This window comes from Candidatus Nealsonbacteria bacterium DGGOD1a (assembly GCA_022530585.1).
Taxonomy (GTDB): Bacteria; Patescibacteriota; Minisyncoccia; order Minisyncoccales; family UBA5738; genus UBA5738.
In genome coordinates this window covers 43,727-61,062 of the sequence record CP092821.1, presented here as the reverse complement: position 1 = coordinate 61,062, position 17,336 = coordinate 43,727, and the positions used below count along the sequence as shown (strand labels likewise).

General features: G+C 48.3%; 14 protein-coding genes and 7 tRNA genes. 14 read left to right on the top strand and 7 right to left on the bottom strand.

Annotated elements, in window-relative coordinates; genetic code table 11:
- Positions 1-54 precede the first annotated feature (54 nt).
- The 5 genes from recO to L7H18_00250 form a co-directional block, all read right to left on the bottom strand.
- A complete protein-coding gene (gene recO, locus L7H18_00270; protein UMX47968.1) occupies positions 55-702 on the bottom strand; it encodes a DNA repair protein RecO in 648 nt (215 codons plus the stop codon).
- Between the two features lie 8 nt (positions 703-710).
- Positions 711-1,424 carry a hypothetical protein gene (locus L7H18_00265; protein ID UMX47967.1) on the bottom strand — a complete coding sequence of 238 codons (714 nt, stop codon included), beginning with the start codon at positions 1,422-1,424 and terminating at the stop codon, positions 711-713.
- A 4-nt stretch (positions 1,425-1,428) separates the two neighbouring features.
- Complete coding sequence (locus L7H18_00260) at positions 1,429-2,448, bottom strand: hypothetical protein (GenBank protein UMX47966.1); 1,020 nt, start codon at positions 2,446-2,448, stop codon at positions 1,429-1,431.
- Between the two features lie 168 nt (positions 2,449-2,616).
- Positions 2,617-6,105: a class I tRNA ligase family protein gene (locus tag L7H18_00255; GenBank protein ID UMX47965.1), complete on the bottom strand. Its 3,489-nt coding sequence runs from the start codon at positions 6,103-6,105 to the stop codon at positions 2,617-2,619.
- 126 nt (positions 6,106-6,231) lie between these two features.
- A complete protein-coding gene (locus L7H18_00250; GenBank protein ID UMX47964.1) occupies positions 6,232-7,260 on the bottom strand; it encodes a Fic family protein in 1,029 nt (342 codons plus the stop codon).
- 281 nt (positions 7,261-7,541) lie between these two features.
- On the opposite strand from L7H18_00250, the gene L7H18_00245 reads away from it, so the two are divergent.
- The 14 genes from L7H18_00245 (at position 7,542) to L7H18_00180 (ending at position 14,945) form a co-directional block, all read left to right on the top strand.
- Positions 7,542-8,372: a S1 RNA-binding domain-containing protein gene (locus L7H18_00245; protein UMX47963.1), complete on the top strand. Its 831-nt coding sequence runs from the start codon at positions 7,542-7,544 to the stop codon at positions 8,370-8,372.
- Between the two features lie 21 nt (positions 8,373-8,393).
- Positions 8,394-10,223 carry an ATP-dependent zinc metalloprotease FtsH gene (gene ftsH / locus L7H18_00240; GenBank protein ID UMX47962.1) on the top strand — a complete coding sequence of 610 codons (1,830 nt, stop codon included), beginning with the start codon at positions 8,394-8,396 and terminating at the stop codon, positions 10,221-10,223.
- Positions 10,224-10,246: 23 nt separating this feature from the next.
- Positions 10,247-10,320: transfer RNA gene (locus tag L7H18_00235), tRNA-Ile, on the top strand.
- A 16-nt stretch (positions 10,321-10,336) separates the two neighbouring features.
- Positions 10,337-10,408 (top strand) — tRNA-Val (locus L7H18_00230).
- Between the two features lie 77 nt (positions 10,409-10,485).
- Entirely contained in the window at positions 10,486-10,866 is a 381-nt protein-coding gene (gene rplS / locus L7H18_00225) for a 50S ribosomal protein L19 (protein UMX47961.1), read from the top strand.
- A gap of 76 nt (positions 10,867-10,942) precedes the next feature.
- Positions 10,943-11,026, top strand: a tRNA-Leu gene (locus tag L7H18_00220).
- A gap of 62 nt (positions 11,027-11,088) precedes the next feature.
- Positions 11,089-11,161: transfer RNA gene (locus L7H18_00215), tRNA-Val, on the top strand.
- A 270-nt stretch (positions 11,162-11,431) separates the two neighbouring features.
- Positions 11,432-11,518 (top strand) — tRNA-Ser (locus L7H18_00210).
- A gap of 93 nt (positions 11,519-11,611) precedes the next feature.
- Complete coding sequence (locus tag L7H18_00205) at positions 11,612-11,977, top strand: DUF4446 family protein (GenBank protein ID UMX47960.1); 366 nt, start codon at positions 11,612-11,614, stop codon at positions 11,975-11,977.
- Positions 11,978-12,123: 146 nt separating this feature from the next.
- Positions 12,124-13,623 (top strand): translation initiation factor IF-2, encoded by a 1,500-nt coding sequence (infB, locus tag L7H18_00200; protein UMX47959.1) that lies wholly within the window; start codon positions 12,124-12,126, stop codon positions 13,621-13,623.
- Positions 13,624-13,717: 94 nt separating this feature from the next.
- A complete protein-coding gene (rbfA, locus tag L7H18_00195; protein UMX47958.1) occupies positions 13,718-14,062 on the top strand; it encodes a 30S ribosome-binding factor RbfA in 345 nt (114 codons plus the stop codon).
- Between the two features lie 481 nt (positions 14,063-14,543).
- Positions 14,544-14,798, top strand: coding sequence for a GIY-YIG nuclease family protein (locus tag L7H18_00190; protein UMX47957.1), 255 nt, complete (start codon positions 14,544-14,546; stop codon positions 14,796-14,798).
- Positions 14,781-14,852 (top strand) — tRNA-Cys (locus L7H18_00185). Before L7H18_00190 ends, L7H18_00185 begins: the two co-directional genes overlap by 18 nt.
- Positions 14,853-14,863: 11 nt before the next feature.
- Positions 14,864-14,945, top strand: a tRNA-Leu gene (locus L7H18_00180).
- A 55-nt stretch (positions 14,946-15,000) separates the two neighbouring features.
- On the opposite strand, the gene L7H18_00175 is transcribed toward L7H18_00180, so the two are convergent.
- Both L7H18_00175 and L7H18_00170 read right to left on the bottom strand, forming a co-directional pair.
- Positions 15,001-15,570, bottom strand: coding sequence for a 3D domain-containing protein (locus L7H18_00175; GenBank protein UMX47956.1), 570 nt, complete (start codon positions 15,568-15,570; stop codon positions 15,001-15,003).
- A gap of 352 nt (positions 15,571-15,922) precedes the next feature.
- Positions 15,923-17,254, bottom strand: coding sequence for a UDP-N-acetylmuramoyl-L-alanyl-D-glutamate--2,6-diaminopimelate ligase (locus L7H18_00170; protein UMX47955.1), 1,332 nt, complete (start codon positions 17,252-17,254; stop codon positions 15,923-15,925).
- Between the last annotated feature and the right edge of the window lie 82 nt (positions 17,255-17,336).

The window sequence follows — 17,336 nt, the reverse complement described above, 5'->3', positions numbered from 1 at the left end:
TTTAACATTTTGCACTGTCATTTTGATCTTTGATTTTTTAATTTTTAATTATTTTTATTTGGTAACCGCCGCCAAATGGTTGCGCGCCGCCGCCAGCAACAAATCGTTTTGCCGGTCGGTCAGCCGCATCAAACTGCCGCGCTCGATATTGGCATCGCAAAAAAATTTCGCCAGCGCCAAGGTTTGAACCCCGATGCTTCGCTCGTTTGGCTCCGGCCGCCCGTCAAAGCGAGCTTCGCCTCCAAAATCGGGCCGCCAACCGGCCACATCCAACAAATGCCAAACGAAATAGTGGCAAATCGCCGCGGCGCATCCGGCATCGGCGGATTCAACGAAAAACAGCGCCGAACGCAACAATCCCCATATCCGCGAATCTTCTTGCCGATCCTTGATTGTTTCTTCCGCAAAACCGCATATCCGGCGCAAAGCGGCTGATTTTCGCAAATCTTTCCGCGAATCCGCCAATAAATTCATAATTAACGCATCAGTCAATGTTTTGCAAGTTTTCCCCTGGATAAATTCAATCTCGGCAACGGAAGCGAATTCGACCGCCGGACGCAATTTGGAAGTGATCTTGCGAATCCCCCGCGCCGTCACCTCGACCCGGCCAAAATCTTTGGTGTAAACAACCAGAAGCTGATCCGCCTCACCCCGATCGATTTTTTTAATAATCACTCCCTGCGTCCGATAATGCGTGAACATTCCATAAATTAATTATTTTTCCATCTCTTCGCGTGTTCTCCTCCCAGCGCGCCGCCAATGCCTCCCAATATGCCGCGCCTTCTTTCAGAACTGTTAAAAACATATTTTTTTTCTTCTTCGCTCCATCCTTTCAAAGACGGATCGTCGCGCCTTCCCGCTTCTATCGCTTTACCCATTTTTATCAACAAATCTTTTTTCACCCGCGCATCCGAACTGGAGACACCAAACATCCTTCCAAATGTTTTTTTGGTTTTTTCTCCTGTACCCACGGAAGAATTAGGAAGGGCATTCTTCCAATTCTCGCCCACCGCCGATCCTATTTTTTTTATTCCCGTAGAGTTGAAATCCCCTCCAGTAAAAACACCCGATTTCTTTAAATTATCTTTTAAAGATTCCGCCTTTTCGGCTTTTTTGGCCGCTTCCATTTTTGCGGCCTTTAACGCCGCGTTTTCCCGCGCGCGGGATATAACGCGGTCAAGATCGCTCTGTCGCCCGATTCCCAAACCATTTCCGCCCGTCGCGGCCGCGTCACCCGCCGCCATGGAACCGCGGCGATTGAATATTGAATTGTTGGATAAAGAAGAACCCGGCCGAACTTTTTCTTTTATCTCTTCGCTCCGAAGGGGATTGGCTTCGTCAATCGCGCCCTTGCCTAAAACTTTATCCGATTTTGACTGGCCGCTTAAACCGAAATTTAATTTGCTTGAATATGATTCATTCATCTTTTTAAAATAAATTAAAAATTTTCACGATAAACAGGAAATACAGGAACAAAAACATTATGCCTTCGCCAAAGTTGATTTTGCGCGAAAACGAGGAGATTATCAGCAAACCGACCGAAATTGCCAAAAACGGCAAACCGACCGTTAACGCCGCGCCCTCGAAAGGCAAGGGCAAAAACATCGCCGCGACACCGCACACCAAAAGCAAATTCACGGTATTGCTGGCAAAAACATTGCCCAGCGACATTTCGTAGCGCTTGCGCCGGATTGTCGCCAAACTTGAAAAAAGTTCGGGCAAGGATGTCGCCGCGGCCAAAACCGTCATCGCCAGCATTGCCGGAAAAATCTGAATGATCGCGGCAACGCTTATCAGCGACTTAATCGCGACATTCGCCGCGAAGACCAGCAATCCCGCGCCGGCCAGCGATAAAAACAGAGCTTTGAAAAAATTTTGCCGGGACGCGTTTTTAATCATTTCAAATCCCCGGTCAAAGCGCGCGCCCACCGCCTCAACCAATTTTTGGCCGCTTGAAGCTATCGCCGCGGGAGTAATGATGTCGCGCGGGGTCAAACCGGTCCGGTTGCTCCGGGAAAAAATATAAATCGTATAAACAAAAAATATCACCGCCATCAACAATCCCTCGAACCGATTCACTTCGCCGTCGCAAGCAACCGTAAAAAAGATCGCCGCGGCCGCGGCCAGCAACGGCGCGTCCAAATCAATATATTCCTTCTTGACCGGCAAACCCTTGGCCGCCATAACGCTCGCGCCCGCCACCAGCAAAATATTGGCGATTGTCGAGCCAACCGCCAGCGGAACCACCAATTCGGGCAATCCCAAAGTCACCGCCGCCAGCGCCAGCGCCAATTCGGGCAACGCCAAAGCAATCGAAGCCGCCGCGAGATCCGGCTCCCTGCCGCCGGCCGCGAGCCTTTGCGCGCCGGCCGCGAGCCAATCCGCCGCTTTAATCAAGGCGGCCGCCGCGACAATAAATATAACCGACCAAATTAAAAGTTCAAACATTCAAAATTCGAAGCACGAAGCACGAAATCCGAAACAAATTCTAATTTTCAAAATTAGAATGTTCAAAACAAAAACGAAACTTCGTTTCTGATATTTGAAAATTCAAATTTCGATATTGTTTTGAATTTCGATATTCGATATTCGATATTTGGATTTCTTTATTTTAGTTTAACATTTTTTAATGCCGATCCATAGCGGCCGGCCGCCGACCTTGGCTTCGATTTGCGCGGCCGGCTTGGCCGGCTTTCCGAATTCGATCCCGACGGCTTTGGTTTCCTTGGCCATCATTGATTGATTTTTCTCGATCGCGAGCTTCAATTCTCCCTCCGCTTGGACATAAATGACGATCTTGTCGCCGGGCGTAAACTTGGCGGTTTTACGCAATTCCTGTATCTGGCGCATTGTTTCCCGCACATTGCCCTCCTCTTCCAGCGCGGGGGTGATCGTCCAGTCGAATTCCATCGGCGTCTTTGATTCCGGATTGAATTCGATTGCTTTCACATTCACTTCGCCCGCCAGCAAACCGATCAATTCTTCATCCAGCGGTTTTCCGGCAACGATCATTTTTGCCAGCGGCTGGCGCACCTTGACGCCCCGCTTGGCGCGCTCGGCCAAAGCCGCGGCCACCAACTCGCGCACCCGCGCCATTTGTACGCCAAGGTTTTTGTCGATTAATTTTTCCGAAACTTGGGGCCATTCTTCCAAATGCACCGATTTGGGTTTGGCAAAATCATTGCCGCTTAATTTCTGATGGATTTCCTCGCTCAAAAATGGCGTAAACGGCGCGGTGATTTTGGCCAAATTCGCCAGCACATGGGCGAATATCTTGGCCGCCTGTTTCAACTCGGCCGGATTTACCGGCTGCTGCAAACGCCGGCGCGACCGCCTCACATACCACAACGACAGATCATTGATCGCAAACGATTCAAGCGCCCGCGCCGCGGGAGCGATATCGTATTTCTCAAGAAGGCCGCCGACAAGCATTATTGTTTCATTCAGCCGTGAAACAATCCACCGGTCCAGCACATGCGCCGGGGCGACGGTTTTGGGCGCTTTGATCCCGGGCGCGTAAGTCTGGAGGAAAATATGGCAATTCCAGAATGTCAGCAAAAACTTTTTAACCGCCTGATCCAAATCTTTTTCGTTGTAAAGTTTTGGATCGCCCGGATCGTTAACCGTGTAGAAATACCAGCGCACCGCGTCGGCGCAATATTTCTCGATCATTTCCCGCGGATCGATCACATTGCCTTTGGATTTGGACATCTTTTCGCCCTTTTCATCCAAAACATGCCCCAGCGAAACCACATTTTTATAGGACGCGCCGAATCCCAAAACCGCGGATACCGAGAGCAAAGTGTAAAACCAGCCGCGCGTCTGATCAATCGCTTCGGAAATAAAATCCGCGGGGAATAATTTTGGCGGTTTATTTTTTGATTGATTTTTGCCCCGCGGCCAGCCTATCTGCGCGAAAGGCATTGAACCCGAATCAAGCCAGCAGTCAAGCACTTCGGGCGTGCGCCGCATTTTGGCGTTGCATTCCGGACAGATCGGCGTCACTTGATCGATATAAGGCCGATGCAAATCAAGTTCCATCCGATCGTTAAAGGGCAATTCTTTATAATCGATCGGCCGAAAAGCGCCGGTGTCGATTTTTTTAATTTTTCCGGAATGGCGGCCGTTGACAATTGTTCCCAGTTCCATCCCTTCCAGCGTCCATTCCAAAATTGTCAGGGGCATTTCGTGCGACACGAAAACAATGGTTTTGTTTTCATATTTCTTGTCGATATCGGAAATAAATTCATAAACCCGGCGGCGCAGCGCGATCAAACTTTCTCCTCTTCGCGGTTTGGCATTCAAACAATCGGGCTCGGCATTGATGAAATCCCAAAACAGTTTCGGGTCCTGGCCGTTCAACGCGCCCACATTGAGTTCGCGCAACCGCTTGTCATAAACGATTTTGGCGCCCGTGGCTTGGGAAATTATTTGAGCGGTTTCTTTCGCCCGCAGCAAATCCGAAGAAATGATCAGATCGATTTTCCCCTTGGCCAATTTCTTGGCGTTGGCGCCGACTTTCTTTTTCCCCTGTTCGGTGAGCGGCAGCGGTTCGGGCTCGGGCCACGAACTGGAAATCTTTTTTACCTGCCGCGCCGAATGGCCGTGCCGAAAAATAATATATCGATTGTTTGAATAACGGCAGTCCAGCAGATCGCGAATCGAACCCATTATTTGAGTATGGCCGCATTCGCACTTCCATGCCGGCAGAGGCGTGCCCCAATAACGGTCGCGGGAAATCGCCCAATCCTTGACTTCGCGCAGCCATTCTCCGAAACGCCCGTCCTTCAGATAGCCCGGCACCCAGTTAATCGTTTGGTTGTTTTTGATCAAATCGTCCCGCAGCCTGGTCATTTCGATAAACCAGCTCTTTTTGGCGTAATACAACAACGGCGTTTTACAGCGCCAGCAAAACGGATAATCATGCTCGTAAAGTTCGGATTTAAACAGCAATCCGCGTTCTTCCAAATCTTTGATGATCGGCGAATCGGCGTCTTTGACAAACATCCCCGCCCACTTGGCGCTGTCAAAAGTAAACGCGCCGTCTTCGCCCACATTCATCACCACCGGAAACTCCGGCAAATTTTCGGCGCGCAATTTTTTGTTCTGCGAACGGATCGCTTCCATATCCTCGGCGCCGAACGCCGGCGCGATGTGCACGATTCCCGAACCGTCCTCCAAAGAAACGAAATTCGCGGCGATCACTTTGTAAATCGTTTTTTTCGATTCGTCGGGCACCGGATAAACCGCCTGATAGCGCAAGCCCGCCAATTTATCGCCCTTCATTTCCTCGACGATTTCATAATTTTCGCCCAAAACTCCAAACCGGCTTTTCGCCAAAATCAAAAATCCGGCGGCGGCATCCTTCGGCTTGGCTTTCACATAATCCATTTTGGGATTGACCGCCGCGGCCACATTGGCCGGCAATGTCCAGGGCGTGGTGGTCCAAACCAAAAGCGAAGTGTCTTTGATTTCGGGATTGACCACCCGGAATTTCACGAATATGGAAAGTTCTTTGACTTTTTTATAACCTTGCGCCACTTCGTGGCTGGAAAGCGCCGTGCCGCAACGCGGGCAATACGGCACCACTTTGTAATCCTGGAACATCAATTTCTTTTCCCAAGCGGTTTTCAAAATAAACCACACCGACTCCATATATTTGGAATCGTAAGTGATATAGGCGTTATCCATATCCAGCCAATAACCGACGCGCTCGGTCAGCGCGCGCCATTCCTTGATCTGCTCAAAAACCGAATCGCGGCATTGTTTGTTGAATTCCTTGATGCCGTATTGTTCAATCTCTTTTTTGTTGTGAAGATTTAATTTCTTCTCGATCTGCAATTCCACCGGCAACCCGTGCGTGTCCCATCCGGCGCGGCGCTCAACCCGAAACCCCGCCATGGTCTTGTAGCGGCAGACCATATCCTTGAATACGCGCGTTTCCAAATGATGTATCCCCGGCCGCGCGTTGGCCGTGGGCGGCCCTTCGTAAAACACAAAATCCCGGCGTTTCTTGGGTGCGCGCGCCACGGATTTTTCAAAAATTTTAAACTCCCGCCAAAATTTAACGATTCTTTCCTCCCGCCGATTAAAATTTTGTTCCATATGATTTTGCTACAATCTAAATGTAGCAAATTCCCCCAATATTTAAAACCCTTTGCCGCGCGATACGGATTGGTTATAAAAAAGAGCGCGATTGTCTTTTCGCCTCCGAATCCAAACATACTTCGACTAATTTAACTTGTAAATAGTGGACCGGCTTTTGCCGACGCGCTCGATCCTGCCGAGCTTGATCAGCTTGTTGAAATCGTTGATGCGCGACGGTTTTGACCGGGCCGTCAAACCGGAATAAATCGCATCCGTTATGTGCCCGTTTTGCTTGATGTAATTCAAAATAATTTGATGATGCGGCTTCAATATGCTTTCGGGCGTAATCGCCGAAGTTTGCAATTCATCGCCCACTCTTATCAATTCATCGATGATCCCATCGCAAAAATATTCCAGCCACAAAGTGTAATCAATCGCGTCTTTAATGTCGTAATAATTGCCTTTTTCGCCGACAAATTGAAAATATCTTGAAACATTGCCGTTGTAATAATTTTCGAAACTGAAAAGATTGAAAGTGTCCAATCCCAAATTTGCCAGCAAAATTTTTGTCGCCAACCGCGCGGTGCGGCCATTGCCATCGATAAATGGATGAATAATAACGAATGCTTTATGAAAAATGCCGGCCAAAATCAGCGGATCGATTTTTTTCGCGTTGCCATTGATAAACGCCAACAAATCATCCATCAAACCGGCAACATCTTGATGGTCGGGCGGCAAATATATCATCTTTCGCGCGATCGGATCATTAACGAAAACCGCCCCTTGCCGCAATTTTCCCGAATGAAAATCCACCGCAAGGCCGTTAGTAACGATTTTTTGTATCTTTAAAATCAAATTCAAATCAAATCTCGCGCCGCCCGATAAAAACATTCCGTTGATATAGCCAAGAGCTTCATTATAATTAAGCACTTCCTTTTCGGTGTCGCGGATATGCTCCGGCCGGGATTTCAAAATTCTTTTCACTTCGGTTAACGGCAACGGATTGCCTTCAATGCTGGTTGACGCGTGCGCCGACACTTCCCGGGCAATTTGCTCAAACTTTGCCCGCACCGCTTGCGAAAAATGGCGGCCGTTAAGTTGCGCCACAAGAACGGAAATCCGCTTGATATCCTCCAAAAGCTTGGGCGAAATATTATATTTTGGGTTAAACATGAAATATCATAATTAAATATATACTCATTATATACGATTTTTAGACGATTGCCAAACAAGGCGCTTTACAAGGGTCTGTTGCCGAATTAGCTTCAGAACGAAATTTTCAGTTTTCGAGCGAAAAGAATGAAGAATGAGGAGGCATATTTAAGCTAAATCCGGCAACGAATGATGAATTCTTTGCCGCCGAAAAATGGAAATTGCGGTTGAAGCCAATTCGGCAACAAACCCTACAATACAGCCTCTTGAAAAATAAAGGGATTTGTTGTAGAGTTTCAATTATGACAAAAGAAACACCTAAAAGCAGCATCGCTCCTGTTGCTTCAATTAATCCTCCGAAGGTCGGAGAAATTGTTAAAGGAACGGTTATCGTCCAGGAGCGTTCGTCCCTTTTCGTGGACTTGGGCGCGATCGGCACCGGCATCGTTTACGGCAAGGAATTTTACGAAATCAAAGACCGCCTGAAGGATATCAACGAAGGCGATTCCATTTCGGCAAAGATTTCCAGCCTGGAAAACGAAGACGGATACATTGAATTATCGGTCAGCGGCGCCACGCGCAAATTGGTTTGGGACGAATTGAAAGACAGCTTGGAAAACCGCACTCCGGTCACAATCAAGATCATGGGCGCCAACAAAGGCGGTTTGATCGCCAAAGTTGCCGGACTGCCGGCGTTTTTGCCCGTATCCCAGCTGGCCAGCGCGCATTACCCCAAAGTTATGGGCGGCGATCCGGACAAGATATTGAAAGAACTTCAAAAATTCGTGGGTACCGACCTTTCGGTGCGGATTTTAAACCTCAAACCCAAAACCGGCGAGATTATCCTGTCGGAAAAAATGGCCGAGATCGAAATGCGCGAAGAACGACTGAAGAAATACCAAATCGGCCAGGAAATCGAAGGCGATGTCACCGGCGTGATGGAATTCGGCATCTTTGTGCGTTTCGGCGCGGAAAACATCGAAGGCCTGATTCCGGTGGCGCAAATTCCGGAAAAACTCGCCCAGAATCTCTCGGAAAACTTCAAGATCGGCGGCAAAACCAAAGCCAAGATCATCGAAATCAGCAACGGCAAAGTGTTCCTCTCCTTGAAAGAAGAAAACGGAGAAAAATAAAATCCGAATATCGAATTTCCAATGACTGGTTTCTTCAAAAATTTCGCGCTCGTAGTCGTGTTTCTGGCGCTTATCGCCGGGCTGTTTTCGTTGTCTTCGCCGAAAACCGAAGACCCCAAACAAATATCCCTTTCCCAATTGGTTTTGGACATCAACCAGTCAAAAGTGAAAGATGTCGCGGTTACCGACAATACCCTGGCGATAACCTACAACGACGACACTCCCCCGGCGACCGCGGAAAAAGAAATCGATTCCTCGCTCTCGCAAACCTTGGTTAATCTGGGCGCCGACAAAGCAAGCCTGGAAAAGATAAACTTTGAATCAAAACAAGATACAAGTATTTGGACATGGCTGGCTCCGCTTTTATTGGGCAGCGTTCTGCCCCTGCTGGTTTTTGTCATTATCCTGATGCTGATATTCCGCCAGGCAAAAGGCAACGCCATGCAGGCTTTTGATTTCACCAAAGCCAAAACCAGAATACTGGGCGGCGGCAACCCGAAAGAAAAAACCACCTTCAACGATGTCGCCGGATTGAAAGAGGCCAAAGAAGAATTGAACGAAATCATCGACTTTTTGAAAAACCCGGAAAAATATCTGAAAATGGGCGCGAAAATCCCGCGCGGAGTTTTATTGATGGGATTGCCCGGCACCGGCAAAACCTTGCTGGCCAAAGCCATCGCCAATGAAGCCAATGTGCCGTTCTTCTCGATTTCCGGTTCGGAATTCATCGAACTTTTCGTGGGCGTGGGCGCCAGCCGCGTGCGCAGCTTGTTTGAACAAGCGCACAAAGTAAAACGAGCGATCATTTTCATCGACGAAATCGACTCCATCGGCAAAGTGCGCGGCGTGGGTTTGACCGGCGGGCACGAAGAACGCGAACAAACTTTAAACCAGATATTGGCGGAAATGGACGGCATCGAAAGCGGCGAAGGCATTATTGTTATGGGCGCCACCAACCGGCCCGAATATCTGGATCCGGCGTTATTGCGCCCCGGACGGTTTGACCGCCGCATCGTTTTGGACCTGCCCGACGCCAACGACCGCGAAGCGGTTTTAAATATCCACTGCCGCCAAAAGCCTTTGGCCAAAGATGTCAAACTGCGCGAGGTTGCCGAACGCACTCCGGGTTTTTCCGGCGCGGACCTGGCCAATGTGGTTAATGAAGCGGCCTTGCTGGCGGCAAAGCGCGACAAAACCGAAATATTCCAAACCGAATTCCTGGAATCGATCGAAAAAGTGATGCTGGGACCGGAAAAAAGAAGCCATTTGCTTTCAAAAGACGAGAAAAAAATCGCCGCGTACCACGAATCCGGCCACGCGCTGGTTTCATCTTCCCTGCCCGGAGCCGAACCGGTGCGCAAAATTTCCATCATTTCGCGCGGAATGGCCGCCGGCTACACTTTAAAAACTCCGACCGAAGAAAAGAAATTGCGCACCAAAAATGATTTTATCGCCGAAATCGCCATGCTTTTGGGCGGTTTGACCGCCGAAATCATAATTTTCGGGCAATCATCGACGGGCGCGTCCAATGACTTGAAAGTCGCTTCAAAAATCGCCCGAAAAATGGTAAAAGAATACGGGATGTCGCCGCTGGGATCGATTGTTTTCGGCGAAAAAGAAGAATTGGCGTTTCTGGGCCGGGAATTCGAAGGCCAGCGCAATTATTCCGAACAGGTGGCGGCCAAGATTGACGAAGAAGTGGCCAAAATAATCAACGAAAGCCAGGAGTTGGCGCGAAAGACCCTGGCGGAAAAGCGCGATATTCTGGAAAAAATCGCTCAAAAACTGATCGAAAAAGAAACCATCGAAAAAGAAGAATACGAAACACTTATCGGAATTGTAAAAAAATAAGCAATCGCCCCACCGGTTGCTACGCGCGTGTAGCTCACTCGGTTAGAGCAATGACCTTATAAGTCATAGGTAGATGGTTCGAATCCATCCACGCGCACAGATAAAATCAATACGGGCAGTTGGCGCAGGGGTAGCGCACTACTTTGACATAGTAGGGGTCACAGGTTCAAATCCTGTACTGCCCACCCTTTGACTTTTAAGCAATTTTAGTTTAAAGTAATCACTTGTCAGACCAAAATCCAATTTTAGAACAAACAACATTATGGAAAAGCAAATCGCAGAATTCGCACAACTCGGCAAATCGCAAAATTTGCCGGTGATAAAAGCGGGAGACACGGTGCGCGTCTACCAAAAATATAAAGACAAGGATAAGGATAAAATCCAAATGTTCGAAGGCCTGGTAATGTGCCGCAAACACGGAAACGAAACCGGCGCGGCCATCACGGTGCGCAAAATCGCTTCGGGCGTGGGCGTGGAAAAGATATTCCCGCTCCACTCGCCGATCATCGACAAGATTGAGGTGATCAAGATCGGCAAAGTCCGCCGCGCCAAAATTTATTATATGCGCACCGCCAAAGGCAAAAGATCCCGCATAAAGCGCGCGGAAACCAAACCCGCCAAGGAATCAAAGCAAGAAGCCTAAAAAGCTTCTTGCTTTAAATCGGTTTTGCGCGAAGCAGTGACCGCGAACTATCAGCCATCCCGCTAAAACGGGATTTGCCCGGGTGTCGAAATTGGTATACGAGCTAGCTTGAGGTGCTAGTGGGCTCAACCCCGTGCGAGTTCAAGTCTCGCCCCGGGCACAAAATTTTCACCGGAAAATTTTCTCAAACTACAAATTGCACGCGCAAATTACCGCATTTTCGGGCGATTAGCTCAGCTGGTAGAGCGACTCATTTACACTGAGTAGGCCAGGGGTTCGAGTCCCTTATCGCCCACCGGTAAAACAATTTTCGGGACAACCCCGATTTTTTGTTGCGCGGCGGCCGATGGCGTTTCGCCGAAAACAGGATTTCCGTTAACGCGAGAGACAGGCTCTCCACGCATCCCGGCGAGCGATCGCAACCGTTGGAATTGCTTTCCGGCTTTAAAAATGCTATGAATAACCTGTTGCCCATTTCGCAATCGGTTGTTTTTTTATTTTGATTTTTGTATTTTGTTTCGGATTTCGATATTTGTGCTTAGAACTTCCCCGCCTCTGGCGGGTTGGTGGGATGCCAGAGTGGCCGAATGGGACGGTTTCGAAAACCGTTATGCCCGCAAGGGTATCGGAGGTTCGACTCCTCCTCCCACCGCAACGCCAAGCGGTTGCAATTGGGACGCTAAGCGTCCCGCCTCTTTGAAGGATTAAAACAGCGCGCTAAGCGCGCATTGCATTACGAATTACCATGTCACTTTTCTCCAAAAAACAAACTCAAGAGCCGCAAAATATTGATGAAATTTTGGCGCAATTCAAAAGCCTGAAAGAAGAATATAAACAGGTCAAGATGGAAATGGAAACCTTGAAGAAAGACAGCGTGGCCAATGTGAACAAAATCGGGATGGTAAGATTCAACCCTTTCGAAGGCTTTGGGGGCAATCAAAGCTTTTCGCTGGCCATACTCGACGGCAACGACAATGGCGCGGTCGTCACCAGCCTGTTCTCGCGCGAAGCCAACCGCGTCTACGGCAAACCGATCAAACAGGGAACTTCCGAATTCAAACTCACCGAAGAGGAAAAACAAGCCATCGAAATCGCACAGAAACAAAAATAACAAATTTTCAATTTTCAATTTCTAATTTTCATTGAATTTTCAAACCATCAATGAGCCAAACGGGATACTTGTTTGTATTTTATTTGAAACATTGGAATTTGAAACATTTATTGGAAATTGAAAATTGGCAATTGAAAATTATTTTAATGACTCCCAAAACTAAAACCAACTTGATAACTCGCCCGCCCGTGGTAGTGGTTATGGGCCATGTCGATCACGGCAAGACCTCGATTTTGGATTACATCCGCGAGACTCGCGTGGCCGACAAAGAATCCGGCGGCATCACCCAGCACATCGGCGCGTCGGTGGCGGATTTCAAAGGAAAAAAAATCACCTTCATCGACACCCCCGGCCACGAGGCGTTTTCACAAATGCGCTTGCGCGGATCGAGAATCGCGGATATCGCGATTCTCGTGGTCGCGGCCGAAGAAGGGCTGAAACCCCAAACCAAAGAAGCGATCGCCGCCATCAAAAAAGCCTCTATTCCGATGATCGTGGCGATGAATAAAATCGACCTCCCCGGAGCCAACCCGGAAAAAGTCAAGCGCGAATTGCAAAAAGAAGACATCACGGTCGAAGACTGGGGCGGCGGCGTTCCCGCGATCGGAGTTTCGGCCAAATCGGGCAAAGGCATCGATGAACTGTTGGAAATGGTAATCTTGGTCGCCGAGATGGAAAACCTGCAGGCCGATCCGGACTCACCCGCCCGCGGCATAATTATCGAATCTTCGCTTGATCATCGCCGCGGCCCCAGCGCCAGCATCCTGCTTCAGGACGGCGTTTTAAAACCGGGAACGGTTATCGCCACCGCGACCGCTTTTGGAAAAATAAAAAGCCTTGAGGATTCGCGCGGCAAAAAAATTGACACCCTCTTCCCCTCTCAGCCGGCAATGGCGATCGGGTTTGAAACCGTACCCGTGATCGGCGAATCCTTTCAGGCGATGGCCGATATGGAAGCGGCGCAAAACTTCGTTAAAACCGAGCTTGGCCGGATCGCGAAGGCCGCGGCGGATAAAATTCCGGCCGCAAAAAAAGAAGGGCAAAAAATCATCAACATCGTGCTCAAGGCCGATGTTCTGGGATCGCTGGAGGTGTTGAAAGAAACCATCGGCCAAATCCCCCAAACCGAAACCGCTTTTGACATATTAAGCACCGGCGCGGGCGAGATAAATCTCAATGATGTAAAAATGGCGCGTTCAAGCGGCGCGGTTATCATCGGCTTCAAAGTGAAAACCGGCAATGACGCCAAAATAATGGCCGAGCGGGAGAAAATCAGGGTGATGAACTTTGAAATAATCTACGAGATGATCGAATGGCTGCGCGCGTATATGGAAAGAATGAAGGTGCCGCAAATTGAACGCAAGGACATCGGCAAATTGAAGGTTTTGTTGAGCTTCTGGGCGGAAAAAAGCCGCCAGATCGTGGGCGGTAAAATTGTCGAAGGCGAAGTGAAAAAAAGCGTCAAGATCGAGGTTTTCCGGGGCGAATCTTCGGTCGGACAGGGCCGGTTGATCAATCTGCAAAAAAATAAAAAAGATATCGCCGAAGCCCGCAAGGGCGAAGAAGTGGGTATTCTCTACGAAGGCCAGGAAAAAATTCAGGAAGGCGACTATTTGGTCTTCTACACCCAAGAAAAGAATTTCTAATTTCTAATTTATAATTTCTATTAAATTTCTAATCAAAGAATTTTCATTGAAAATTCAATGAAAATCGGAAATTGAAAATTGAAAATTTATTGAAGTGGACCACCGGATTGAAAAAATTGAAGCCTTGATCCAAGATATTCTGGCCGAAATGATCGCCCGGGATTTTTCCGTAAGCCGGGAAACGCTGATCACCATAACCAAAGTCAAAGCTAGCGGCAATTTGCAGGAAGCCAAGGTTTATGTCAGCGTGCTCCCCGACCGCGAAAGGACGAAGATTGTCGCCAGCATGGAAAGAAACGCCCGGTTTTTCCAAAGCGCGCTGAATAAAAAATTGCGTATGCGCCCGGTGCCGAAAATCATCTTCATGCCCGACGCCAACCCGGCGCAAGCCCAGCAAGTTGAAACCATTCTGGAGGGGCTGAAAACCAAAGATAAATAACCGCGCGTTTTGGAATTTTAAGCGGCCGCGAGGATAACCATTGAAATTTCGCCGAATTTGTATTAAATTTTACTATTATACTTTGGATTGCGAAACAATTAAATTCAAATACCATTGAAGGGGTCTAACCCTTGCGATTACGCAAGGGATAGACCCCGGATACAAAGCGTTTCGTAATTCAAGATATTATAATTATTATGGCCGGTTAGCCAAGTAGTAAGGCGACAGCAACAAAAGCATATAAACCGTGGGAATTGTTGGAATATCGCGAATTCAATTCGCGAAGCGAAGCAATGAACCAAGAGATGTTTTTAAAAACACACCAACAAAAAGAACTTCTAAAAACGAAATACGGCCGGTTAGCCAAGTAGTAAGGCGACAGTCTGTCATCGCTCCGCGAGATCTGGCGTAGCCAGACAAAACTGTTATACATGAGTGCGATTCTCAACAACACAACCAGTACATAGCCATACAAAAAGCTATGAAATATTACACCTATATTTTGCTAAGTTTAAAAAATAATGACATTTATATCGGAAGTACGGCCAACTTACAAAATAGAATAAGCTTGCACAATCAGGGAAAAGTAAAATCAACAAAAGCATATAAACCGTGGGAATTGTTGGAATATCGCGAATTCAATTCGCGAAGCGAAGCAATGAACCAAGAGATGTTTTTAAAAACACACCAACAAAAAGAACTTCTAAAAACGAAATACGGCCGGTTAGCCAAGTAGTAAGGCGACAGTCTGCAAAACTGTTATACATGAGTGCGATTCTCATACCGGCCTCATTCTTAATCGCCCGGGTGGCGAAATTGGCACACGCACAACACTTAAAATGTTGCGAGGTAACTCATGTGGGTTCAAGTCCCACCCCGGGCACAAAAACAAAAAAACCGCCCTTTGATAAACTCGGGACGGTTTTTTATTGATAAAATTATTTTTCCAGAACTTCCACATAGGCGTACCTCACGCCGAAGTTTTTGGCTTGTTCATAGGACGGGAACCAGATATCAAACCGGTAATCCCCCATGCGCCAATGCATCCGATCCTCCACCGAAAATTCTTTGTTGCCGTACAATTCCGGAATTCGGATCTTGGTGCCGAACGGAAGGCCGTTGTTGGCAACCACTCCATCGTGGACATAGGTGCCGTTGGCCGTGATAAACGGCGTGCTGTCGGTTTGCGCCTCGGTGCTGGAATAAGCCGTCAAAACCACTCTAATCTTGCGAATCGCGGTTTTTGAAAAGCTCAAACCGTTTTCTTTGGAGCAAACATCCGAGTTGTTCCTAAGTTCCAACGGATTGGCTTGCGAAATCATTACTCCGGAAAAAATCAATTCGAGAGCTTTGCCGGAAACCATGGCTTTGTTCGATTGTTCCAAAACCGCGGCTGTTTCCATGGCTAACGCGCCGTTGAACCGGAGGGCCAGCCATAAACTGGAAAAACCAAGAGTGAAAATGAGCAAACTTTTGCTCCACGCGGGACACTTCAAGCAAATACACATAAATTAAATCTGGCGCACAGATGCCTTTCTATGCCGCGGTTAGGGTATTTGCGCTTCGCAGAAAACTGTTAAATTACCCTTTAAATTGACCCATAAGCGCAAAACCCGCAAATTCATCGTGACCCACCTATTGTATTCCAATCCTGCGAATTTGTCAAGGGTAAACCAAGGTTAAATTATTGGAATTCTTGCAAGTTTTTTCAACGGAAATTCCAACAAAAAAACGCTTTTCGCGATTCGTATTTTAAAAAAGGGTCGGACCCTCCAAATTTGAGGTGTCCGACCCTTTTTAAATTGTCTTGCGTTGCGAAACGCTTTGTATTTGGGGTCTTAGTCTCCAGAGTATTTGAATTCAATGGTTTCGCGACTCAAGATATTCGCGCAATTTTGCCAGCTCCTCGGCCACGATTTCTTTTTCGTTCCACGGGATTTTTTCGCCATTGGCGAGAAAAGTCCACGGCATGCTTCCCTTGCCGGTGAGTATCGCCACATCGTCGGCCCCGGTCAATTCAAGCGCTTTTCTGATCGCTTCCCGGCGATCCATAATTTCGTGAATATCGCCCTTAAAACCGGCCCCAACCGCTCCGTCTTTGACCATATCGATAATTTTTCGCGGATCTTCGTCATAAGGGTCTTCGTTGGTCAAAATGATCTCACCGCAATGTTTGGCCGCGATTTGCCCCAAAATCGGCCGTTTCCACTTGTCGCGGCCGCCGCCGCACGCGCCCAGCAAACAAACAAGCTTCCCGTTTTTCCCCCGGCAATCGCGCTCAAGGGCCGAATAAACTTTTTCCAGCGCGTTTGGAGTGAACGCGAAATCAACAAACACCCGCGGCGAGTCGCCGGCTTTTTCCATCCGCCCGGGCACGATCTTGATTCCGGAAATCGCCCTTTGGCACGCGTCCATCCCCACTCCCTGGGAAACCGCGCAACAGATCGCGGCCAGCGCGTTGTGGATATTAAACTCACCGGCCAGATTTATCTCGAACTTATCGTTCCCAACGCTAAATCGCGCGCCGTTTAAACCGGTTTTAATATCTTGAGCGCAGATCACCGCGTAATCGGCACCATTGCGGCCGATGCCTTGACTGCCGCAAAAACCATAACCAAACTTGCGTTTTGCTTTAAACCCGAGAAAATAATTTGCGTTTTCGTCGTCGCAGTTGACCGCGTGAAAACCCTTGGCCGCCTTGAATAGTTTAAGTTTGGCCTTGCGGTAATTATCAAACCCGCCATGGCTTTCGATGTGTTCGGGGGTTAAATTGGTGAATACCGCGCCGGTAAAATCAATAAAGCGGTGGCGATGCTGTTTGATGCCCTCCGAAGTCACTTCCAAGATCGCGTAATCGCATTTGGCTTTGGCCGCCCGCGCCAGTATGCTTTGCACGGCAAACCGTCCCGGCATGGTATTGCCGGTTTTGTTGATCCGCAGGTCTTCCCCGACCTCGAACTTGATTGATGACAAAACCGCGACCTTATAGCCCGCTTCTTTTAAGATCGCGGAAATAAACTCAATCGTGGTCGATTTGCCGTTGGTGCCGGTCACGCCGATGACTTTCAATTTGCGCGATGGAAAACCGTAGCGCGCCGCCGCGGCAAGCGCCAGCAAAAAATGATACCCGCCCAACGCGAATCCCGGCAGCAACCCCCGGGCCGTTCTCTTGATTTTGTTTATAATCGCCATATTCCGATATCATTCAAAAAATTATCCCTTTAAAAGCATTTGGATTATAACCATTGAAAGGGTTGAAAGGGTCGGACCCTTT